Source organism: Pseudomonas sp. Rh2, assembly GCF_040762985.1.
Lineage (GTDB): Bacteria > Pseudomonadota > Gammaproteobacteria > Pseudomonadales > Pseudomonadaceae > Aquipseudomonas > Aquipseudomonas taiwanensis.
Window position 1 is genome coordinate 2526570 of record NZ_CP142890.1, and the last position, 23464, is coordinate 2550033.

Here is a 23464-nt window from a genome sequence, read left to right on the forward strand (position 1 = left end):
CAAGGATCTGTGATGAAGAATGTTTTCAAGAAAGTCGGCGCATTCCTTGCCCGGACCTGGGTGTGGAGTCTGCTGCTGGTGCTGGCCCTGGCCTTGCTGGTGTGGTTCGTCGGGCCACTGCTGGCCGTCGCCGACGACAAGTTCTGGGAAGACGCCGCGGCGCGGCTGTTGACCATCAGTGTGCTGTTCCTGCTCTGGGGATTGTGGATGGTGTACGCCAGCTGGCGTGCCAACCATCGCAAGCAGAAGGTGCTGGAGAGCGAGGGCGGGCAAGAGCGTCTGGAGCGTGAAGAGCGCAAGTACGAAGCGGCCAAGGAAATCAGGGCGCGTTTCAAGCATGCCCTGGCCACGCTCAACACCTCGAGCCTGTACGGTGGCCGTCACGACCGCTGGCGTCGTGATCTGCCATGGTACCTGGTGCTCGGCGCCAATGGCTCGGGCAAGACCAGCCTGCTGGAGCATTCGGGGCTGGAGTTTCCCATCAACGCGCTGGAGCGCAGGCGCTCGCAGGACGCGGGCAATGGCGAATACTGCAATTACTACTTTGCCGAGCAGGGCGTGCTGGTCGACACCGGCGGGCGCTTCCTCGAACAGCGCGACAGTGAGCTGGACGGCCATGCCTGGCGCACCTTGCTCGACCTGCTGCGTCAGCGTCGACGCAATCGGCCGCTCAACGGTGTGTTGATCACCGTACCAATGGATACCTTGCTTGGCGGTGACGCGGCATTGAACGACTTGGCGCAGAAGGTTCGCTCGCGCTTGCAGGAGTTGCGCCAGCGCCTGCACCAGGACCTGCCGGTATACCTGGTGCTGACCAAGACCGACCGGCTGGCTGGCTTTGAGGAATTCTTCGACCAGCAGTCGCGAGAAGAAAACGAACAGGTGTTTGGCGTCACGTTCGGCAAAGGCAAGAATGGCGCCGATACCGAGTTACTGGCCAACGAGTTTCAGGGCCTGCTGCAGCGCCTGGGTGACCAGGTCACCCAGCGCATCCACCACGAGCGCAATACCTTGCGTCGTGCGCGCATCCTCGATTTCCCGCACCAGCTCGGACGCATCGGTGACCAATTGTGCCTGTTGGTGGATGCCGCTTTCACCGGCAACCGCTATCAGCGCGCCAGCCACTTGCGCGGTGTCTATCTGACCAGCGCGCCGCACCTTGCGCCGCAGGTCGATAGCGACAATGGCTTCCAGCCCGGTATACCTGGGCACGGAATCCCGCGGGGGCGGGCGCGCTTCATGCTGCAGTTGTTCACCCGTGTCGTGTTTCCCGAATACGACCTGGCTGGCCTCGATCGCCGTGAGCGGCGCCGCATCAATTGGGGCCAGCGTGCCGTATACCTGACGGCACTCGGCGCGCTGGTGCTGTTCGGCCTGCTGTGGGCAAACAGTTTCTCCGGCAACCATGAGCGTCTGGAAGCGCTGCGTGAACTGGCTCGGCAATGGCAGCATCAGCACCAGAGCCTCGACGGCCGCGACGATGCCCTGGCCGCACTCAAGCCGTTGGATTCGGCCTACCAGGCAGCACGAGTGTTTCCCGACAGTGGCGATGTCTCGCTGCTGCAGCGCGCCGGCCTGTATCAAGGGGGGGCTGCCAACGAGGTGCTGCAACCTGCTTACCAGCGCGAACTCGAGCAAGTCCTGCTGCCGCGCGTCGGCAAGATGGTGGAAGAGCAGATTCGCAGCAACCTGAAGAACCGCGAACGCTTGCTCAACAGCCTGCGTGCCTACCTGATGCTGGGCGATCCCGAGCGTCGAGATCAGGACTGGTTGCAGGATTGGGCGGCAGCCGGCTGGTCGCAGCGCTACAGCGGCAACACCGCCGCGCAGGAGGCGCTCAACGCACACTTCGGGCGCCTGTTGCAGCAACCGTTCGCCTTGCCGCTCAATGATGCGCTGGTGGCACAGGCGCGTCAGGTGTTGCGTGCAGAGTCGCTGGCCAGCGTGGTCTACCGAGTGCTGCGAGAACAGGCCCGCAGTCTGCCCGAGTACCGCCTGAGCCAGCAGTTGGGGCCACAGGCGAGCCAGTTCGTGGGGGTCGACTATGCGATTCCGGGCTTCTACACCTCCCAGGGTTACCAGCAATACTTCTCGGTGCAGGGCGCCAACCTGGTCAACGACATCCTGCGTGACAACTGGGTGCTGGGGGAGGGGCCAGGTATCAGCGACATGGACATGCGACGGCTGATGGTGGCGCTGGAACAGTTGTATTTTCGCGACTACGCCAATTATTGGGGGGAGGCGATCAACCAGGTCGGCTTGATTCCGTTCAGCGACGCGGGGGAAGGCGCTGACCAATTGTCGGCGCTCACCGCCGCCAACTCGCCGTTGTTGCTGCTGCTGACCGAAGTGCGCGAGAACACCCGTTTCCCGACGTTGCCAGAGACGTCAGACGAGGGCGAGCAGGCAGCCGAGGCGGCCGCTGGCAAGGCCGCGGCCAAGAAGCTTGGCAAGAACGGCACTGCCGTGGCTGGCGCGGTCGCCGGCAAGGCCCGTGACGCCCTGGCCAAGCGACCGCTGCCAGACACCGCGCGCATGGCGCTGCAACGGCGCTTCGAGCCGCTGCACCGTTTGCTCGATGACAACAACGGCCCAGGGCCTGATCTGGCGCCGACCCTGCAAGCGCTGAACGATCTGCAACAACAATTGGCCGGGCTGGCGCGCTCCAATCAGGTCGAGGAAGCTTCGTACCAGATGGCCAAGGCGCGCATGTCGGGCCAACGTGACGCCTTGAGCAGCCTGCGCAACGGCACCGCCCGACTGCCACGGCCAGTGGCGGGCTGGTTCAACCTGCTCTCGGACGACATCTGGCGCATGGTCCTGAACGACAGCTACAACTACCTCAACCAGCGTTACCAGAGTGAGCTGTACAGCTTCTATGGCAAGGCCATCGAGTCGCGCTACCCGTTCAACGCCGCAGGCACCGGCGATGTGGCGATCAGCGATTTCCGCGACTTCTTCAAGGCCCAGGGTGTAGCCGACCAGTTCTTCGACAGCTACATGAAGCCGTTCGTCAGTGGCGAGCCAGGCAACTATCGCTTGCGCAGCCTGGACGGCCAGAGCCTGCCGATGACCAAGACGTTCCTTGAACAGATGGGCATCATCCAGGCTGTGCGCCAGAGCTTCTTTGCGCAAAACCCGCAAGAGCCGCAAGTGCAGTTCAAGCTCGAACCGTACACCCTCGATCCATCGGTGAGTCGCGCTGAGTTTCGCTTCGGTGACCAGGTGATCGACTACCGTCATGGTCCGATTGTCTCCACCACGTTCAAGTGGCCGACCGAGGCACAGGACGGCAACAGCAGCCTGACCCTGGAGCAAATCAATGGCCGCCCCATGTCGCTGGAAAAGAACGGCGGCCCGTGGGCGCTGTTCCGCTTGCTCGACCTGATGCAGACCGAGTACCTCAAGGGCCGCGACACCATGGTGGTCAAGGCCAACGTCGGAGGTATGCGCGCCAACTACCTGCTGACCAGCCAGCGCTCGCCCAACCCGTTCGACCTGAACGTGTTGCGTGGCCTGCGGCTGCCGGGTGAACTCTGATGCTGCACGCCAACCCCTGGCGCAGTGCGGCGCGCACAGACGCCGGCAAGGTGCGCGCCCGCAACGAGGATGCATTTCTGGATTGCCCGCAGCATGGGTTGTGGGCTGTAGCGGATGGTATGGGAGGACATGAGGATGGCGATGTCGCCAGCCAGATGATCGTGGCCAGCCTGGCTGAACTGGCCCCTGCCGCCAGTTTCGACGAGCGTGTGGTCGCGGTCCGCCAATGCCTGCACTGGATCAATCGCCGCCTGGGCCAGGAGCTGACAGTGAGCGTCGAGGGCCACGCGCGAATCATCGGAAGCACAGTGGTCACGTTACTGCTTGAAGGCCGCCGTGGTGCATGCGTGTGGGCCGGCGACAGCCGTTGCTACCTGTGGCGTGGGCATCGGCTGTACCAGCTGACCCGCGATCATTCGCTTGCGCAGCAATTGATCGACCAGCAGCGCATGAGCGCCGAGCAGGCCCGTGGCCACCCCTCGGCACGCGCACTGACCCGTGCGGTGGGCGCCAGTGCCGAGCTCAAGCTGGAGGTGCTGGAGTTCGAAGCGTTGCCGGGCGATGTGTTCCTCCTGTGCAGCGACGGTCTCTACGACAGCCTTCAAAGCGATGGTCTCGGCCACGCCCTGGACCTTGCGTCGCCCGCCGATGCCTTGCAGCGACTGTTTGCTACTGCACTGGGTGGTGCGGCGAAAGACAACCTGACCGCAGTGGTGATCCATCAATGAGCGGCGACGCACTGGATATACTCGATGCCCTGGAGCAAGGTGGCGACGCCACCTACTTTTCCTTCACCCAGCCGGCCGGCGAGCCGGATCGGGGCAGCAATGGCAAGGGGCGGCGCAAGCGCCGTGGCAAGGGCAGGGCGGCAGAACCGTTGCCTGCAATCCCGGCAGCCGTCGACGTGTTGCCTGTGCCCGAGCTGTTGGCCGGCCGCTATCGCCTCGAGCGGCTGCTGGGGGCTGGCGGCATGGGCCTGGTGTATCGCGCTCGCGACTTGTTGCAGGAAAGCTACGGTGATCCGCAACCGTTGTTGGCGGTCAAGCTGATGAGCGACCAACTGGCTGCCTCGGCAGACGCCAACGCATTGCTGTTCAACGAATACGCGCTTACCAGCCGCTTGCGGCACCCCAACCTGGTGCGGTTGCATGGTTTCGCTGTCGATCCGCAATGCGGGCGCGCCTTCATCAGCATGGAGTTGATGCGTGGTCGTGCGCTTGACCGCGTACTCTGCGACCAGCCCCTGGGCCTGGCGTGGGCAGAGGTGCGTGAAATAGCCGTGCCGCTGCTCGACGCCCTGGCCTGTGTACACGGCCAAGGGGTGGTGCATGGCGATATCAAACCCAGCAATGTGATGCTCGGCGACGATGGCGTGCGTCTGTTCGACTTTGGCCTGGGCATGGCCGTGGAAGGGCCACTGGCCAGGTTGCCGCATTTGAGCTACGGCCGTTTCGAAGCCTGGACACCGGCCTATGCAGCGCCGGAGTTGTTCGAGGGCAGTAATCCCAGCAGGGCCAGCGACCTGTATGCCGTTGCCTGCGTATTGTATGAGCTGGCCTGCGGCCGTCATCCCTTCGAGCGTGTACCCTCGATCAAGGTCCGCGACCAGGCGCTGAGCTCGCGGCTTTCGGTGCCGCTTGGCATGCCGGCCAAGGCCTGGAGCGCATTGCGTGTGGCGCTGGCGTTCGACCCCGAGCAGCGCCGCGTGAGTGCGGCGCAGTTGCGTGATGCCTTTGCCGCCCAAGGACTGTGGGCGCGGCTCAGGAGCATGCGCAACACTCAGTCTTCCTGAGGGGTTGTAGCACCGAAGCCATAGCCGCGCAGCATGCCCTGGCGCAGGCCATTGCCCCAGGCATACAGGTGCGCCTGATGCGCAGCGGTCCAGTCCAACGTGTTGCGCGCCAGGGTTAACACCAGGCTATCGCTGTTGCCCGTGGTCAGTCCGAATGCCGGTACCTGTGACTTGCCCGTAAACAGCGCCATGCTGCCCAGTAGCAACACGTACAGCGCCAACAGTTTCAGGTATACGCCCGGAGGCTGCGGCAGCCCCAAACGCAGCAGGTACGCCAGCGTTCTGAACAGGTGCACCACCAATCCGATGCTGATCAGCAGCACGGTGACGCCTGGGGTTACCAGATCGCGGTAGCTGTCACGGCCGAGGGTAGAGAGGTCGTTGCTGGCCTCGACGCGTTGCTTCATCAGTTCGCGGGCGTCGTATTGCAGTGCCGGTCGGTAGACTGTGAGCGCGAAGGCTTCCTTGGTCAGGTAGGCATACAAAGTGATGCCAGCGGGTAGGGCCAAATCCTGTCGCCATTGGGCCTGGATGGCGTTAACTGCCAGGAAGCCCGTCCGCGTCAGGCCGGGTTCGATCCAGCCGGCGTCGATGCGTTGCTGGAGTGTTTCGGCGTATCGGTTACGTGCTTCGCGCCGCACCTGCCTGGCGACCGCCTGGTTGAAGCCGCGGCGGTCATCGGGGCGCCAGAGGTCGTTGACCGGAACGTTCATCTGCTCGCGTAGCACGTGGCGCACAGGTTGCCACTCAGCGAGCGGCAGGTTCCATGGATTGAGGGTGCGACCACGCTTGGTGAGCAGACGCAGGTAGTCGGTCCAGGCCTGGCCCTGGCGCTGGAGGATTGCCAGGCGGCTGGTTGCATCCGCGTAGAACTGGCTAGCGCGTCGGTACTGGCGGTAATGGTCCTCCTGCCTGCCGGTGGCTTGCAGGTAACGCTGGTAATTACGCTCCAGGCCCCCGCGTCGTTGGTCGGCGAGCTGCTCGAAGAACGCCTGCGGCGTGAGGCCGTCTGTCAGCGCCACTTGGGGACTGTCCGGTAGCAGCAGGGCCAATTCGGCCAGCCGCCATTTGCCCTCGGGGCTTTGCAACTGCGCGGGCGTGGCGGTCTGGCCGTCGATGCGCAGGTCATGTTCGAGCATGCGGTTGAGCAGCGGCATACCGAAGGCTGCCTGGGCTTGTTGGCTAGGGCTGGTGCGCTCGACCAGGCTATCGATCAGCAGGCGCTGGGCCTGGTTGCCAAGGTACAGGCAGCTTGTGCAGGTCAGCAGCGCCCACAACAGTGTGCGACCGAAGCCCCAGTTCAGGCGCAGCCCCTTGCGCAACAAGCAGCTCAATGCCAGCAGGGCCAGGGCGAAAGCTCCCAACCATTGGCCGTGGTCGGCGAGGCGTTGCAGCACCGCATGCGGCGCCAGGCTGCCGATCAGGTCGGTGATCTGCGCCAGGTATGCCAGGGCAAGCAGCAGGTACATCGCGCTTGGCAGCAGCATCAATTGCGCCAACAAACGGCCCTGGGCGCGCGTCAGCGGCAGGCTGCCGCCCCATAAGGCACGGGTTACACGCTGCCAGGGAGAGAGGTCTTGGCGGGTCCGTTGCAGTAGGGCGCCGAGCATCAGGCGTGGCCTGCTGGCAGAAAACGGGCAGGGCAGGGTGAAGCAGTAACGGAAGTGGTCACGCGCGGCGTTCCTTGTCGAATCGGTAGAGCATCCATGAGTGCGGCACGATGGTAGCACGTTGGTTTTGGTGGCGGCCGGCTTGCTGCATTTCGCGATGGCTTTTACAGCTTCGGCGCACTCTCCTGAGTCAACTGCGCAAGAAGTTGCGCACTCAAATGTCGATATACCTGTGCAAACATTCCTGTAGGCCTTAAGAAATATCCGTTGTGGCAGATGACGATTCCACCGCAGGCGTTCGATACGATTGCCTGGTACCACTGCGATCACCTCGGCACGCCGATGGTCGCCGTGTGGCAGCACGAATACGACGCCCTCAACCAGCGCGCCAGCACCCTCCGCCCGGATGGCCACAAAGTCGGCTGGCTCACCTACGGCAGCGGCCACCTGCTGGGCATGACCCTCGACCACCACGAGATGCTCGCCTACGAGCGCGACGACCTGCACCGCGAAGTGGTTCGGCAGCAGGGCAACCCCAGGCCTGGGACCTGGTCGGGCGTTTGCAGGAGCAGTGGCTCGGCAGCCACGACAGCCCATCCACGCTGCTCAAGCGCCAGTACCGCTACGCCGTCGCCGTCCAGCTCACCCACTCCACGCCACCCGACGCGGCCCGTCGGAGTACCAGTAGTACCTGCTCGACCGCCCGCTGTAAGCCGATCCACGGTGTAACGAGTTGATGGACAACCGACTGCGAATACGTCGGTGCCGACTACCGCTGCGATGTACAAGGCGGTGGCGAATGCGAGTCCTTTCAACCTGTGCAGGTCACCCTTTGGCATGGCATCCAGGTCGGCCCGTAAGCGGACCCGCCACTCAATTCCGTCCCCTCTAAATGATCTAATGCCGCCCTTGCCCTATGCAGCAGTACACACTACCAACGCATCTTCACCCCCAAACTCCCAATCAACCCATTCAAGTCATTCCCATCCACATCACTGCTGTAATCGGCACTGACAAACAGCGCCACGGACGGGGTGACCCTGGCTACCAGTCCCAAGCCTAACTCCACCGTGGTCGAGTAGCGCGAGCTGGAAATTTTGTCGACCTGGTCCAGCTTCACCGAGTCGGCGTTGCTGAAGTCGTACCAGACGTTGGTCCGCACGTAAGGCTCGATCGGCATGCCGCGCACGGCGTAGCGGCCGGACAACTTGGCACCGACCCGGCCGCTCCAGCTGGGCTGGCTGTCGAAGGCCTGCAAGGTCTCTTCCTGCACTTGGCTGCCGGGGAAGAATTGTTGGTTGATCAACTGTGCCTGTGGCTCGATCACCCAGCCGCCTCCCAACTTGATCGGGTAGCCGCCTTCCACCGAGAAGGTCATCGCGTGGCCGCTGTCGTCCAGGCGCTGGCCGCTTTCGCCACGGCCGTTGACATCAATGCGCGAGCCCATGGCCACGGCATCCAGGTGCCAGCCGCGATCATGGGTCATGCTCCAGTACACCCCCAGGCTCTCGCCGCTGAGGTTGACCGCATTGCGCTGCTTGTCGCCAAGCAACGGGCGCATACCGTTGAAGGTGCTCTGCAGGTTGTTATGGCCAACGAAGATTCCCGCCCGGTGCACATTGCCCGCCGAGGATTCACGTACGAACAGGTCCGGGCCGATCATCAATTGCTGGCTGGGCGCTTCGAGCTGGTCTGGCGGCTGCGCGCCCTGGCGTTGCACGCTGGGGAAGAACTGCGACCATTGGCTGGCGACCAGGTCCGGTGCGGCCTGCCCGTGGCGCTCGCTCATGCGATCGGAAAACTCGTTCAGCGTGCCCAGGGTGAGGCCGACGGCGCTCACCGGGTCGAGTGACAGCTGTGGCATTGACGGTTGTTGCAGGAAGCGGTCGAAGGTCGGGTCGTCCTGCAATTCAAACGCCAAGGTTTCCACAGGGGTTGCCAGAAGCAGCGACGTGGAAACCGCGCAGAAAATGCTGTCGAAACGCCAGGGATTCGAGGTTCTTTTCATAGCGGATCTCCTCATTTTTTTGTTGTACAGCCCAAGGACCTGGCCTGTTGTCACGAGCTGTACGGCAAAAACAGAGGGCGACCCAAACCAGCACGCCAGCTTTAGCAAGTGCGCACGAAGGCGCGAGCTAGAGGCCCGGCGTGATTTTTTACGCGTAGTGATAATGTTCAGCTAAGGAGAGGTCGGCGCTTGCGTCAAGAAAACGTGAAAGTCCCGTTCATGCCTTGGTGATTGGCTCAACGCTATGAATCTATTGATAAAAATTGTGGGCATAGCGATGTTCGCTATTTGCCGATCGGCGGCTATGCCGAATCATTGTTAGGGCTAGAGCTCAAGCTCCACCGCCGCTTGGGCGGTGGCGCCCGTTGGGTCTATTCATCTTCTCGTTGGAGCACCATCAGCAGCACCGAGCGGCCTTTGACTTCGAAGGTCGTATCGAACTGCAGATGCTGGGGTTTGCGCATCTCGGGCCTGTCGGTGTTGATCAGGCAGCTCCAGTAATCGCCCTCGGGTACGGCCGGTAGCAGGAACGGTACGGTGTCGTGGTAGGCATTGACGATCAGCAGGAGGGTAGCCTCCGAACCGGGGCGGGCGATGCCGCTCACCTGGGCGCGACCGTCCATTAGCATCCCCAGGCAGCGGCCATGGGGGTCTTCCCATTGTTCTACGCTCATTTCGCTGCCATCCGGTGCCAGCCAGGTGACGTCCTTGACCCCGATCGCTTCGTTGTAGTCTCCGACCAGGAAACGTGAGCGGCGCAGCACCGGGTAGGCCAGGCGCAGACGGGTCAGGCGTTTGACGAAGGCCAGCAGCTCTTCGCCTTCTTCGTCCAACTCCCAGTTCACCCAGCCGATCTCGCTGTCCTGGCAATAGGCGTTGTTGTTGCCATGTTGGGTCCGGCTGAACTCATCGCCGGCGACGATCATCGGGGTGCCCTGGGCCAGCAGCAAGGTCGCGAAGAAGTTGCGCATCTGCCGGGTGCGCAGGGCATTGATGGTCGGGTCGTCGGTCGGGCCTTCGGCCCCGCAGTTCCATGACAGGTTGTTGTCGGTCCCGTCCTGGTTGTTCTCGTCGTTGTCTTCGTTGTGCTTGTGGTTGTACGACACCAGGTCGCGCAGGGTGAAGCCATCATGGGCGGTGACGAAGTTGACTGAGGCATAGGGGCGTCGGCCACGGTTGTTGAACATGTCGCCCGAGGCGGTCATGCGCGAGGCGAAATCGGCTAGCTGGCCTTCGTCACCCTTCCAGAACGCACGCACGGTATCGCGGAAGCGGTCGTTCCATTCCGCCCAGCCCGGTGCGAAGTGACCCACCTGGTAGCCGCCGGGGCCGCAGTCCCATGGCTCGGCGATGAGCTTGACCTGGCTGAGCAGCGGGTCCTGGCGGCAGGCGACGAGGAAGCTGTGACGTTCGTTGTAGCCGTCGTGGTAGCGCCCGAGAATGGTCGCCAGGTCGAAGCGGAAACCATCGACGCGCATCTCGCCGGCCCAGTAGCGCAGCGAGTCGGTCACCAGTTGCAGTACGCAGGGGTGGCTCAGGTCGAGGGTGTTGCCTGTGCCGGAATCGTTGATGTAGTAGCGCTTGTCATCCGGCATCAAGCGGTAGTACGAGGCGTTGTCGATGCCGCGCATGGACAGCGTCGGACCGAGTTCGTTGCCCTCGGCAGTGTGGTTGTAGACCACATCGAGTATCACCTCCAGGCCGGCATCATGCAGGTGAGCGACCATCTCCTTGAACTCGGCGATCTTGCCGCTGGCCAGGTAGCTGGGATGCGGCGCGAAGAAGGCGATGCTGTTGTAGCCCCAGTAGTTGTTCAGGCCTTTTTGCAGCAGGTGCTGGTCGTTGACGAAGGCATGGATCGGCAGCAGCTCGATGCTTGATACACCCAGGTCCTTGATGTGCTTGAGCAACTCGTCATTGGCAAGGCCGGCGAAAGTGCCGCGCAGAGCTTCCGGCACCGCCGGGTGACGCATGCTGATGCCCTTGGTGTGGGCTTCGTAGATGATCGTGCGCTCCCAGGGCACCAGCACGCGCTGATCGCGGCCCCAGGTGAAGGCAGGGTCGATCACCTTGCACTTGGGCACGAAGGGCGCGCTGTCGCGTTCATCGAACGACAGGTCGCCGTCGGGGTGGCCAATGGTGTAGCCGAACAAGGCTTCGGACCATTTCAGGCCGCCGACCAATTGCTTGGCATAGGGGTCGATCAGCAGTTTGTTGGGGTTGAAGCGGTGGCCGTTCTCTGGCTCGTAAGGGCCATGCACGCGGTAGCCGTAGACCAGCCCCGGATGCGCGTCGGGCAGGTAGCCGTGGTAGATCTCGTCGGTGTACTCGGGTAGCTCGATGCGCTCCAGTTCCTCTTCGCCGCTGGAGTCGAACAGGCACAGTTCGACCTTGCTGGCGTTGGCCGAGAACAATGCGAAGTTGACCCCCAGCCCATCCCAGGTGGCACCAAGGGGGAAGGGCAGTCCTTCGCGGATCCGCGATGGGGCGACAGAGCGGGTTTTCTTTGGGGTGCGGGGGCTCATGGCAATCCTCGAGGGCCTGTGTGGAGGGAAATGTAGGCGGGCTCATCACCGGCAAGCTGGCGCCTGCAAAAGGGCAAGGGCTGGCTACCGGCGATGAGGCCGAGACTGATACCGATTCAGCCGGCAGTGGGCTTTTTCACCGCGCGCGGCTTCTTCACCGGCGCCGGCTTTTCGGCCACGGCAGGGGCTTTAGGTTTGGCCGGGGCGCGCTTGCGTGGCGCCGCCTTGGGCGCCAGGGACTCGGCTTCCGCAAGCTTGCGCGCCATGTCCCAATGGCGCTCTTCCTGGCCTACGGGTTTACCTTCCGACTCCCAGATCTGATAGGCAAATTCGCGAATACGCTTTTCATCGACGCTCATCATGACGCTCCTGATGTTCAAGATTGTTGTATCAACAGATTGACCGGAAACTTCGCCAGTACGCTGTTCAACATCAGCTCCTTACAAGGGCTGACCGCACCGGTGGTGAAAAGTCCCGTCGTATTGGCAGGCGACAAGGCAAACGGCAGGATCAGCCGGGTGTCGTCCCAGTTCTGCGCTGGGATCAACGGTGTAGGGGCATCGCCAAGCAGGCTGCTGGCAAGGCGTGGGGCAATCACGATGGCGCGTTCATCTTCGCCCAGGCGGGCGAAGGCCACGACCTTGTCGGCATGTCGGCCCTGCACGGTCAACGGCAGGTAGGCTCCGCGACGGAACAGCGCGGAGTGTGCCTGACGGCAATCCAATACCTGCGACACCAGCGCCTGCTTGATACGTCCGTCGCGCCAGTGCATGAGCAGCGCGTCGAGCGGTGTGGCAGCGTCCAGGGTGCGACGCCTGCAAGCGTAGTCCACGGGGCGGCGGTTGTCCGGGTCGACCAGGCTGAAATCCCAGTACTCGTTGCCTTGGTACAGGTCGGGCACGCCGGGCACGGTCATGCGCAACAGCGTTTGTACCAGGCCGTTGAGAGCGCCAGGGCAGGCGATCAGGCGCACCGCGTCGGCCAGCGACTGGCGCAGCTGCTGGTTCTGGCGGTCCAGCAGCAGGCTATCGACGTAGGCTGCACAGGCCGTTTCGTAGGCTGTGTTCGGTGCATTCCAGCTGCTGCGCAGCTTGGCCTCGCGCAGCGCTTTCTGCTGCCACTGACGGATACGCTCGGCATAGCTGCGCAGCGCGGCATCGTCGTGCAAGTCGAGCTCCAGTGGCCAACTGCCCAGCAGCGTCTGGAATAGCAGCAACTCATCGCCGGGACTAGGGGCCAGGCCGTCCTCCAGCGACTCGCGCAATGGGGCGGCGAGTTCGCGCCAGTGCTCGACGCGGCTGGCCAGCCAGGGCGCGCGCTCGCTGAGCACGGCCAGGCGCGCGCGGCAGTCCTCGCCACGTTTGTGGTCATGGGTGGCGGTCGTCAGCAGGTTGTCGGGGTAGTGGCGCAGCCGGCGTTGGGCCTGGCTGTGGAACTCGGCCGCATCGGCATAGAACCGTTCGGCCTCGAAGCCTACATCGTTGCGCGACAGCAGGCGGCCGCTGCGGTAGAAGGCGGTGTCTTCCACCGCCTTGGCGGCGCTGGGGGCGGTGAGCTGCTGGAAGCGCACGCAGGCATGGCGCAGGTGTTTGCGTGGCTTGCCCGCAGGCAGGTGCCGCCAGGGCTGGCCGCCCAGCCATTGTTCGAGCTGCGCCAGCAGCGGCCAGTCGGCTTCGCCGAGGTCCTGGCGGGCACCGGCCAGCGCCTGCTGGAAGAAAGCTTCGTCTTCGGCCGGGCGCCCGCAGGCGTTGAAGTACGTGCGGTAGACTGGGTAATGCGCGACCAGCGCCTGCACGGCGCGGCGGATCGCGCCTAAAGTCAGGTCGCGGGTCATCAGGTCGTCGCGGGCGACCTGAAGGAGGGCTTGGGCCACCGACTCGCAGTCGCCGGCCAGGCTGGCATTGAGCACCAGGTGCCGCGCCTGGCGGACCTCTTCGGGGAAGTCGGGGCGTTCGCTGATGCTCGACCACAACTCGCTAAGCGGCGCCTCGCCAGCGGGGGCGTGCTGCAGCAGCGACACCTGGTTCATGAACTCGTAGCCGGTGGTGCCGTCGGTCAGCCAGTCGCGATGCAGGTGCTCGCCGGCGCCGAGAATTTTTTCCACGTAGATCGGGAAATGCTCGACTGCCGCGTTCACGGGGCGCCGTGCCAGCAGAAGATCGACCCGCCTGCGCAGCTTGCGGCAGTACTGGCGCGGATCGGCCAGGCCGTCGATATGGTCGATGCGCAGGCCATCGACCAAACCGCGCTCGATCAGCTCGAACAGCTTGGCGTGGGTAGCCTCGAACACCACGGCACGCTCGACCCGCAGGCCGCCCAGTTCGTTGATGTCGAAAAAGCGCCGCCAGTTGATGTCGTCGGCGGCGGTTCGCCAACTGGCCAGGCGGTAGGTCTGGCGTTCGAGCAGCGCGTGCAGGTGCTTGAAACCCGCTGTGCTGCGGCTATCGAAGGCCTGCAGCGCGGATGCCAGGTCGGCACCATCGGCGACGCAGCGTGCCAGTTCTGCCTGCAAGGGCAGGGCAGCGTGCAGGGGCTCGTCAGCCAGGTGCAGGGCGGCGAAGCGTGGGGCCAGGGCCTGCAACTGGGGGTCAGGACTCTGTGAGAGGACCCGGCCATAGTCCACCGGGCAGATCGGGAAACGGTGGTCGTAGTGGGCGATATGCAGCACACCGTGCTGATCATCGAAGGTCAGCGGTATTTCGCCGTTCTTCAGTGCCAGCCCATAGTCGTTGCCGAGGAAGGGCAGCAACAGTTGCCCGGCCAGTAGCGGGTCGCTGGAGTGCCACTGGATGTCGAAGAATTCGGCATACGGGCTGCGCCGTCCCCAGGCCAGGAGGCTCTGCCACCAAGGGTTGTCGGCCCCGCCGACGGCCATGTGGTTGGAAACGGTGTCCACGATCAGTCCCATGCCGTGCTGGCGCAACGCGCTCACCAAGCGCTCAAGGGCGGCCTCGCCACCCAGTTCGGGGTTCACGCAGGTGGGGTCGACCACGTCGTACCCATGACGTGAGCCGGCGCGTGCCTTGAGGAGGGGGGAAGCGTAGAGGTGGCTGATGCCAAGCCGGGCGAAATACGGCACCAGCGGCACCGCATGGTCAAGGGTGAAGTCACTGTGAAATTGCAGGCGCTGGGTGGCGGTCAATGGCTTCATCGGTCACGCTCCCAGGCTTGTTCGCGCGCCTGGGCCAGTAGCTCCAGGCGACGGGAGGCATCTTCATCGTCGAGCAATTTGCCAACGGGCTGGGCAAAGCGACGGCGCCAATTGGGGTGGCTGTGAGTGGTGCCCGGCAAGTTGGGCTGTTCGTCGCTGCCGAGCAGGTCTTCGAGGGGCACCAGGACCAGCGGTGCGCGGGTGTGGCCAACGAAGCGGATGGCGGCGTCGATGATGGCGGCGTTGTCTTTCAAGGAACCGTAGTTGGCCTCGAGGATGTGGCGCAGGCCGGCTTGTTCTTTCTGTCGCTCATGGCGCCAGTGCAGTTCGGTGGCAGCGTCGATCAATTGCAGGCGGTGGTTCCAGTCGATGTCGCGGCTTTCCAGCCAGCCGGCCAGAGGTGCCAGGTCGTGGGTGCCGGTGGTGGCCAGCGCGTTGTCCGGCCAGTCGAGGATCGCTTTGAAGTGCCCCGTCGATGTCTGTTCGAACGGCAGCACACGCATGCCGAGTATGGCTTTTGCGGCCAGTCGTTCGCGCAAGCCATCAGGGACGGTGCCGAGGTCTTCGCCAAGAATGATCGCGCGATGGCGTACCGATTCCAGAGCCAGCAAGCGCAGCAGGTCGTCCACTGGGTATTGGAGGTAGGCCCCTTCGGTTGGCTTGGCACCTCGCGGAATCAGCCACAAGCGGCGTAGCCCCATCACGTGGTCGATGCGCAGGCCGCCGGCATGGGCCAGGTTGGCTCGCAGCATCTCAATGAAGGCGCGATAGCCATTGCGCTTGAGGCCCTCGGGGGAAAAGGCGCAGATGCCCCAGTCCTGCCCCGAGCGGTTCAGGATGTCGGGCGGAGCACCCACCTTGAGGTCGGCCAGCAGTTCGTCCTGGCGGCTCCAGGCCTGGCTGCCGGCCCCGTCGGCACCCACCGCCAGGTCGGCGATCAAACCTATCACCATGCCATTGCTGCGGGCCGCGGCCTGGACGCGTTGCAGGCCGCGCTCGGTCAGCCATTGGCAAAATGCCTGGAACTCGACCTCGGCCTGATGGGCGTCGGCGAACGCCTCGACTTCAGGGTGATAAGGGTCGTGCCAGGCACTTGGCCAGGCTCGCCAGTCAGCGCCCAGACCTCGTGCCTTGGCCTGGATCTGTAGCACTTCGAAGCGGCAGTGATGCTCCAGCGCCTGGCCACCGGCGGCGCGGAAACTGTCGAAGTCCTCGCGCAGCGGGTGATCGCTCTGGCTGAAATCCCGATACAGGGCTTGCAGCAGACGTTCATGGGCATCGGCTGCGCGGGGCCAGTCGACCAGAGGGCCTTGTTCCAGGTCTTCCAGGATGTGTTCAAGGCCGCAGGCCTCGATGGCCATGCGCACGGCGCGCTCGCCGAGCAGTGCGGCGGGGCTTGAATACAGGGTGTTGAGCAACAATCGGCTGGATGGCGAGTAGGGGCTGTAGTGCTCCTGGTCGATGGCCGAGAGTGCATGAACCGGACTGATGGCCAGGGCATCGGCACCGCGTTCGGCGGCGCTGCGAGCGAGTTGCTCAAGGGCCAGGCAGTCACCGAAGCCACCGTCGCCGTCGCGGCGCAGGCTGTAAAGCTGCACGGCCAGGCCCCAGCAGCGTGGCGGCGGTTGCGTCACGGCCTCGTCCAGGCTATGGCAGCGCAGCGGTGCCACAGCCAGGGTGAAGCTGCGGCTGTCGATGTCCACGGTGTGATAGCCGATGGGCAGGTCACCGGGCAGGCGGGCCTGGGCGTCCAGGGTCAGCAGGCGCTGGCTGCCATCCTCCAAGGTGCAATGGGCCTGGGTTGCGGCGCTGAAGTAGCGTTGCAGTGGCAACGGCTGGCCGACGTCGGCAGTCAGCAGCGGCGGTAGGTGCTCGCTGTCTTCGGCTGCTTCCACGGCCCGCAGGCTGGCCAGGACAGCGGCATCGTCCTGGGCGCAGTGGCCCAGGGCTTCGAGCACGTTGCGCAGCACATCGTCGCTGACCTGCTGGGGCCTGGCGTTGGCGTCGATCCAGTCGCGGGCCAGACCGACGCGGGCAGCCAGGCGGTGCAGTGGGGTATCGCTCATGGGCGCTCCTGACCAGGTGTGAGCAGGCTGACCACGCAGCTGTAGGCGGCCAGGTGGGAATCGGGGTGGGCACTGTCGCTGGTGTCGAACACGCGTTGTTCGAAGCCGGGCAGTCCGACCGGTTGGGCGGTGTCGGCCAGGTTCAGGTCGATACGCAGGGTGTTGCCATTGCCCAGGCGCCAGCGGGCGGTGAGGGCTTTTTCGCCGAGCACCTCGGCACCCAGCGCACGGCAACCCGGTAGCTGCGGGATGATGTAGCGGTGGCGCAGGTCGAGCAGGTGCTGGTAAAGACCGTGCCAGCCGGCGAGCACTTCCTTGGCCAGAGGCCGGGAAGCGTCGAAGGTGTCTGGCGCATTGGGGTCGGGGATCTGCTCGCGTGATTGCGGCTGGGTGAATGCAGCGAAGTGGGCGAACTCGTTGCGCCGGCCCTCGCGCACGGCATCGGCCAGTTCGTCGTGAAAATCAGTGAAGAACAGGAACGGCCGGCAACTGCCGTCGTCGTCGCCCATGAACAGCAGCGGAATCATCGGTGCCATCAGTAACAGGGCGGTGGCGGCGCGTAAGGCCGCAGGCGGGCAGAGCCGGCTCAGGCGCTCGCCGAGGGCGCGGTTGCCGACCTGATCATGGTTCTGCAGGAACAGCACGAACGAGGTGGGCGCCAGGTGCCCGCTGGGCTCGCCCCGTGGGGTCCCGTGGCGGTTGGCCTGGCCCTGGAACACGAAGCCTTCTGTCAGGCAGCGTGCCAACTGTTCGATCGGGCGGTGCTGGTAGTCGGCATAGTAGCCTTCGGTTTCACCCGTCAGCAGTACATGCAGGGCATTGTGGCCGTCGTCGTTCCACTGCGCATCGAAGCCTTGTTCCAGCAGGAAAGCCTGGTTGTGCTCGTTCTCCAGCACCAGCCAGACATGCCGGCCGGGGGAGACGGCTGCGCGCACCCGTTGTGCCAACTCGCGCAGGAAGTCGGGGTGGTCGATGGCGTGCACCGCATCCAGGCGCAGGCCATCGCAGCGGTAGTCGCACACCCACATCAGTGCATTCTGAATGAAGAACTCCCGCACCTCGGGGCGACGGAAGTCGATGGCCGCGCCCCAGGGGGTGTGTTTGTCCTCGCGGAAGAATGGGCTGGCATAGTGGTGCAGGTAATTGCCGTGGGGGCCGAAGTGGTTGTAGACCACATCCACCAGCACCATCAGCCCCTGGCCGTGGGCCTGGTCGACCAGCGCGCACAGTTGCTCTGGGCTGCCATAGCTGTGCTGGGGGGCGTAGGGGAACACGCCGTCGTAGCCCCAATTGCGCGTGCCGGGGAACTGCCCGAGGGGCATCAGCTCGATGGCGCTGATACCCAGCTGTGCCAGGCGCGGCAGCTGCCGGGCAACCCCGGCATAGCCATCGAGCACACCCACGTGCAATTCCTGGATCACGGCCTCGTGCCATGGTCGACCCTGCCAGGGGTGCTGCCAATCATAGGCGTGCGTATCCACCAGTTGGCTAGGGCCGTCGACCCCCTCGGGCTGGTAGCGTGATGCCGGGTCGGCTACCCATTGCTCGCCGTCGATACAATAGCGATAACGGTCACCGGCCTGGCACTGGGCAACCCCGGTGTACCAGCCGTCGTTTTCCGGCAGTAGCTCGATCGCCGGCTGTTGCTCCAGTTGAAGGCTCACGCTGCGCGCATCCGGCGCCCAGAGGGCGAAGCGCGCCGACGTGGCGTCCAGCAGGTGTGCGCCATGCCTGTGCATCTTCGGCCTCCGCTCTAGTGGCTGAACTGTGCCTGTTTGACCAAGTCCTCGTAGAGGCGGGCGTAGGGTTCCACCGCCTGGCACCAGTTGAACGGTTGGGTCATTGACAGGCAGCGCATGGCATTGAGCAGGTCCGGTTTGCCGTAGACATAAAAGGCTCGGCTCAAGGCTTCGCGGTAGCTCTCGACCGTCGACTCGTCGAACAGGAAACCGGTGACACCGTTTTCGATGGTGTCGGCCAGCCCGCCCGTATTGCGTGCCACTGGCAGCGAGCCGAAGCGCTGAGCGTACATCTGGCTCAGGCCACAGGGCTCGTAGCGAGAGGGCATGAGCAGGAAGTCGCTGCCGGCGAACATGCGCCGGGCATCGGTTTCGTTGAAGCCGATGCGCACGCCGATACGGCCGGGGTGGCGCAGGGCCAACTCACGCATGGCTTGCTCTTCTTCGGGCTCGCCACGGCCGATGATCGCGATCTGCCCGCCCTGTTCGACGATGTAGTCGGCGACGCCCAGGGTCAGGTCCAGACCTTTCTGGTACACCAGCCGCGAAACCACGGCGAACAGTGGGCCTTCGGACGGTGCCAGCCCGAACAGCTCACGTACCTCTTGGGCATTGCGCGCCTTGCCGTCCCAGTCGTTGATGCTGAAGTTGTGCTGCAGGTACTTGTCGGTGGCCGAGTCCCAGCTTTCGTCGATGCCGTTGGGGATGCCGCCGAGCAGGCCTTGCTGGGCCTTGCTGGCGAGGAAGCCATCCAGGCCGCAACCGAATTCGGGGGTGGTGATTTCCCGGGCGTAGGTGGCACTGACCGTGGTGATATGGCTGGAATAGGCAAGGCCTGCCTTGAGGAACGACAGCTTGCCGTAGAACTCCATGCCTTCCTGCTGCATGGCGTGCTCGGGGATCGCCAGTTCCGGGCTGCAACCGCGGCTGTAGACCCCTTGATAGGCGAGGTTGTGGATGGTGAACAGGGTCGGCGTGTTGAGCCCGCGCCAGTGCATGTAGGCGGGAGCAAGGCCGGCCGGCCAGTCATGGGCATGGACCACCTCGGGCTTCCAGTGGATCATGCCTTCGCCGGCAGCGATCTCGGCTGCGGCCAGGCCCAGGCGGGCGAAGCGGATGTGGTTGTCAGGCCAGTCGCGGCCGTTGTTGGCACCATAGGGTGTGCCGTCGCGCTGATACAGTTCGGGGCAGATCAGCACATAAATGACCAGCCCGTCGGCCAAGTCCATGCGGCCGATCTTGCACGGCGGCAGGGCCGCGTGACCGCCCAATTCGCCAACGATGTGAATGGGGTTGTCGCTCTCCATCACCTGGCGGTAGCCGGGGATCAGTACCCGGACATCATGCAAGTGAGCAAGCGCCCGAGGCAGTGCCGCGGACACGTCGCCCAACCCGCCGGTCTTGACCAGGTCGGCGATTTCCGAGGTGACGAACAGGATCTTGCGCTTGTTGGGATTGTGCTGGCGCTGGGCGCCAGGTGCCTTGGCTGTCGTGGCGAAGTCCGGGGTAAGCGGCTCGCGATTGTCCGGTTTGAATGAATCTACATGAGGTTCGACAGCGGCACTGATCATACTTCTCTCCGTCCCTATGTTTGGTCGGGTGCTGGCACCCTTTGCGTTATGTCGTGCTGGTTCTCTCTGAATGCGTTTCTTCGTAGTGCAGTCCTTGCCCCTGAGTCGTGCGCGCAGGCACTGCGCGATCGGCATTCCGGCCGAAAGCGTTTGACTGAATGGGGTGGGTAAGCCTTAGCGTGGGAAGTCCCTTTGCAATGGCCTGTTTACTCCATGACCCGCCGCCTTTTCAGAAAGTTCGACTTTTTTCCGTCGCTTTTCTACACAGCAAATGGCGGGCCGAAATCAGAGTGTAGGAGACAGGGAGATAAAAAGGTGACCCGTCGGTCACTTTCGTTATGACGCGCGTTAGACGCAAACGTTGGCGTATGTGACAGGATGTGAATGGTGTGTTCCAGGGTGGGGCAGGGGCCAGAAGTGCGTGCGACATGATGTGTCGGCAAATAGCGCCTCGCACTGTTTTGGTGCGTCATGGGGAGGGTGTAGGCGGGCGTATAAAGCACGATGTGAAGCAGAGTGGGAGCCAGGAGAGCCCCCACGACAGGGTTCAATCAGACGCTGACGGCTTTGCCACCGTTGCGGCTTTGTGCCAGTTGCAGGTTCAGCAGGGCCACCTGCTGCTTGAGTTGGTCGCGTTCTTCTTTCAAGCGAGCCAGTTCGTCGCGGCGGACGCTTACATATAGGGTCTGGACGGGAGTAGCAGGCATCAAGGTACCCATTGCACACCTCGCAATTGGCTAGTGACGTTTTAAGCGTAGACGCTCGCGCGGCGCGCATTCTGAATTCTTTCTGCCGCGTTGGGAACTTTTTTGTTTATGGTTGTCGCGCCGTTCGTCGGTGAACCTCATGGCGGAGCGCTGGACTAATCTGAACACCTGAACCGCCTTGTCATCCATTTCTAAGGGGAGCGTCGGCACATGCAACTGGGAATCGTCGGGCTGGGCCGCATGGGCGGCAATATCGCAAGACGGCTGATGCGCGCAGGGCATCGCACCGTGGTCAACGACCGCAACCGTGAAGCCATTACGGCACTGGAGGGGGAGGGCGCGCAAGGCGCGCACGACCTCGGCGCACTGGTACAGAAGCTGAAGGCACCCCGCGCAGTATGGGTAATGCTGCCTGCGGGCGAGCCGACCGAGCAGACCATCGCCCAACTGGCCGACATGCTCGAGCCGGGGGATGCGATCATCGACGGCGGCAATACGTTCTACAAGGACGATGTACGCCGCGCCGCCGAACTTGCCAAGCGTGGGCTGCATTACCTGGATGTCGGCACCTCGGGTGGTGTGTGGGGCCTTGAGCGTGGCTACTGCATGATGATCGGCGGTGAAAAAGAGGTGTTCGAGCGCCTCGAGCCGCTGTTCAAGGCCCTGGCGCCCGGTGTCGGCGACATCCCGCGTACCCAGGGGCGCAGTGGTGAGTACCAGCGTGCCGAGCACGGCTACATCCATGCAGGCCCGCCCGGCGCTGGGCACTACGTGAAGATGATCCACAACGGCATCGAATATGGGCTGATGCAAGCCTACGCCGAGGGCTTCGACCTGCTGCGCAGCAAGGGCGGCAATGAGCTGCCAGAAGAGCAGCGCTTCGACCTCGATGTGGCTGAAATCGCCGAAGTCTGGCGCCGCGGCAGCGTCGTCACCTCCTGGCTGCTTGACCTCACCGCCGATGCGTTGGTTGCCGATCCGCAGCTCGCGCAGTTCAGTGGCTCGGTGTCCGACAGCGGCGAAGGGCGCTGGACCATCGACGCCGCCGTCGAGCAGGCCGTGCCGGTGCCGGTGCTCTCCAGCGCGCTGTTCGCCCGCTTCCGTTCACGCCAGCAGCAGGGGACTTATGGCGACAAGATCCTTTCTGCCATGCGCCTGGGTTTCGGTGGCCACATCGAGAAGAAAGGCGAATGACCAGACCGACCATTCCTGCTGCCCCCCCTTGCACCCTGTTTCTGTTCGGCGCCAACGGCGACCTGGTCAAGCGCCTGCTGATGCCGGCGCTGTACAACCTCAGCCGCGACGGGTTGCTCGACCGTAACCTGCGCATCGTTGGCGTCGACCACAACCCGGCCAGCGCAGAAGACTTCGCCGAGCGCCTGCACCGCTTCATGCTCGAACGCGACCCCCAGTGCCTGGACGAAAAGCGCTGGCAGCGTCTGGCCAAGTCGCTGGATTACCAGACCGGCGATTTTCTCGATCCGGCCACCTACACCGCCCTGACCAAACGCATCGACAAGACCAGTCATGGCAACGCGATCTTCTACCTGGCCACTTCGCCACGATTCTTTCCTGAAGTGGCCCAGCGCTTGGGTGAGGCCGGACTGCTTGACGAACGCGCAGGGGGCTTTCGCCGGGTGGTGGTGGAAAAGCCGTTCGGCACCGACCTGGCCAGCGCCGAAGCCTTGAACGCCTGCTTGCTCAAAGTGATGAGCGAGCGGCAGATCTACCGCATCGACCACTACCTGGGCAAGGAAACGGTGCAGAACATTCTGGTCAGCCGCTTCTCCAACGGCCTGTTCGAGTCGTTCTGGAACAACCACTACATCGACCACGTACAGATCACGGCGGCGGAGACCGTCGGCGTCGAAACCCGGGGGGCGTTCTACGACCATACCGGCGCACTGCGCGACATGGTGCCCAACCACTTGTTCCAGCTGTTGGCGATGGTCGCGATGGAGCCGCCGGCAGCCTTCGGCGCCGACGCCGTGCGCAGCGAGAAGGCCAAGGTCATTGGCGCCATTCGGCCCTGGTCGACGAAGCTTGCGTTGAAGAATTCGGTGCGCGGCCAGTACACCGCTGGCAAACAGGGCCGCAAGCGCCTGCCCGGTTACCGCCAGGAGCCCAATGTTGCCGAAGACAGCCAGACCGAGACCTACGTCGCGCTGAAGGTGATGATCGACAATTGGCGTTGGGCCGGTGTGCCGTTCTACCTGCGTACCGGCAAGCGCATGAGCGTGCGTGATACCGAGATCGCCATCTGCTTCAAGCCTGCACCCTATGCTCAGTTTCGCGAGTCCGAGCTGGAGCGGCCGAAGCCCAACTACCTGAAGATCCAGATCCAGCCTAACGAAGGCATGTGGTTCGACCTGCAGGCCAAGCGCCCTGGGCCGGAACTGGTGATGGAGAACGTCGAGCTCGGGTTCGCCTACAAGGATTTCTTCAAGATGACCCCGGCCACCGGCTACGAGACGCTGATCTACGATTGCCTGACCGGCGACCAGACCTTGTTCCAGCGCGCCGACAACATCGAGAACGGCTGGCGTGCGGTGCAGCCGTTTCTCGACGCCTGGGCCACGGACGGTGAGGTGCATGCATACCCGGCGGGCGAGGATGGCCCTGAAGCGGGCAACGAGCTGTTGGCCCGGGACAAGCGTGAGTGGCACACGCTGGGTTGACCGACCGCTGGCCCCTTATTGCGCCAAGGTCCAGGCCATCACAGCATGAAGCCGCATAACGGCTGCCTGCATTCCCT

15 protein-coding genes are annotated in these 23464 nt (G+C 63.8%); 6 read left to right on the plus strand and 9 right to left on the minus strand.

The window, feature by feature from the left end; all coding sequences use genetic code 11:
• The first annotated feature begins 12 nt into the window (after window positions 1–12).
• From tssM to VXM67_RS11405, 3 genes are read left to right on the plus strand one after another with little or no spacing between them, the layout of a single operon-like run.
• The gene (gene tssM, locus VXM67_RS11395; RefSeq protein ID WP_023380006.1) at window positions 13–3540 is read left to right on the plus strand and encodes a type VI secretion system membrane subunit TssM; all 3528 of its coding nucleotides are present in this window, start codon (window positions 13–15) and stop codon (window positions 3538–3540) included.
• Window positions 3540–4268 (plus strand): PP2C family serine/threonine-protein phosphatase, encoded by a 729-nt coding sequence (locus VXM67_RS11400; protein ID WP_023380007.1) that lies wholly within the window; start codon window positions 3540–3542, stop codon window positions 4266–4268. Before tssM ends, VXM67_RS11400 begins: the two co-directional genes overlap by 1 nt.
• Window positions 4265–5332, plus strand: a complete 1068-nt coding sequence (locus tag VXM67_RS11405) for a serine/threonine-protein kinase (RefSeq protein ID WP_023380008.1) — start codon at window positions 4265–4267, stop codon at window positions 5330–5332. Before VXM67_RS11400 ends, VXM67_RS11405 begins: the two co-directional genes overlap by 4 nt.
• Here VXM67_RS11405 and VXM67_RS11410 read toward each other — a convergent pair.
• Window positions 5320–6942, minus strand: coding sequence for a hypothetical protein (locus VXM67_RS11410; RefSeq protein WP_367237683.1), 1623 nt, complete (start codon window positions 6940–6942; stop codon window positions 5320–5322). The two genes, VXM67_RS11405 and VXM67_RS11410, sit on opposite strands and share 13 nt — an antisense overlap.
• A gap of 276 nt (window positions 6943–7218) precedes the next feature.
• Here VXM67_RS11410 and VXM67_RS11415 point away from each other — a divergent pair, with 276 nt between their 5' ends.
• A complete protein-coding gene (locus tag VXM67_RS11415) occupies window positions 7219–7671 on the plus strand; it encodes a hypothetical protein (RefSeq protein WP_367237684.1) in 453 nt (150 codons plus the stop codon).
• 202 nt (window positions 7672–7873) lie between these two features.
• Here VXM67_RS11415 and VXM67_RS11420 read toward each other — a convergent pair whose 3' ends face one another.
• The 8 genes from VXM67_RS11420 to VXM67_RS11455 form a co-directional block, all read right to left on the minus strand.
• Window positions 7874–8950 carry an autotransporter outer membrane beta-barrel domain-containing protein gene (locus tag VXM67_RS11420; protein ID WP_023380011.1) on the minus strand — a complete coding sequence of 359 codons (1077 nt, stop codon included), beginning with the start codon at window positions 8948–8950 and terminating at the stop codon, window positions 7874–7876.
• A gap of 371 nt (window positions 8951–9321) precedes the next feature.
• Window positions 9322–11475, minus strand: coding sequence for a glycogen debranching protein GlgX (gene glgX, locus VXM67_RS11425; RefSeq protein WP_023380012.1), 2154 nt, complete (start codon window positions 11473–11475; stop codon window positions 9322–9324).
• Window positions 11476–11591: 116 nt separating this feature from the next.
• Window positions 11592–11837, minus strand: coding sequence for a DUF2934 domain-containing protein (locus VXM67_RS11430; protein WP_027907028.1), 246 nt, complete (start codon window positions 11835–11837; stop codon window positions 11592–11594).
• 14 nt (window positions 11838–11851) lie between these two features.
• Window positions 11852–14626, minus strand: coding sequence for a malto-oligosyltrehalose synthase (locus tag VXM67_RS11435; protein ID WP_367237685.1), 2775 nt, complete (start codon window positions 14624–14626; stop codon window positions 11852–11854).
• On the minus strand, window positions 14623–16692 hold the full coding sequence (gene malQ, locus VXM67_RS11440; protein ID WP_367237686.1) for a 4-alpha-glucanotransferase: 2070 nt from the start codon (window positions 16690–16692) through the stop codon (window positions 14623–14625). Before malQ ends, VXM67_RS11435 begins: the two co-directional genes overlap by 4 nt.
• Complete coding sequence (gene treZ / locus VXM67_RS11445; protein ID WP_023380016.1) at window positions 16689–18431, minus strand: malto-oligosyltrehalose trehalohydrolase; 1743 nt, start codon at window positions 18429–18431, stop codon at window positions 16689–16691. Before treZ ends, malQ begins: the two co-directional genes overlap by 4 nt.
• Window positions 18432–18445: 14 nt before the next feature.
• Window positions 18446–20002, minus strand: a complete 1557-nt coding sequence (gene glgA / locus VXM67_RS11450; protein WP_023380017.1) for a glycogen synthase GlgA — start codon at window positions 20000–20002, stop codon at window positions 18446–18448.
• Window positions 20003–20553: 551 nt separating this feature from the next.
• On the minus strand, window positions 20554–20721 hold the full coding sequence (locus VXM67_RS11455) for a DUF6026 family protein (RefSeq protein ID WP_023380018.1): 168 nt from the start codon (window positions 20719–20721) through the stop codon (window positions 20554–20556).
• 198 nt (window positions 20722–20919) lie between these two features.
• Here VXM67_RS11455 and gnd point away from each other — a divergent pair, with 198 nt between their 5' ends.
• On the plus strand, window positions 20920–21903 hold the full coding sequence (gene gnd, locus VXM67_RS11460) for a phosphogluconate dehydrogenase (NAD(+)-dependent, decarboxylating) (RefSeq protein ID WP_023380019.1): 984 nt from the start codon (window positions 20920–20922) through the stop codon (window positions 21901–21903).
• Window positions 21900–23387, plus strand: a complete 1488-nt coding sequence (gene zwf / locus VXM67_RS11465) for a glucose-6-phosphate dehydrogenase (RefSeq protein ID WP_023380020.1) — start codon at window positions 21900–21902, stop codon at window positions 23385–23387. Before gnd ends, zwf begins: the two co-directional genes overlap by 4 nt.
• Window positions 23388–23464: the final 77 nt, after the last annotated feature.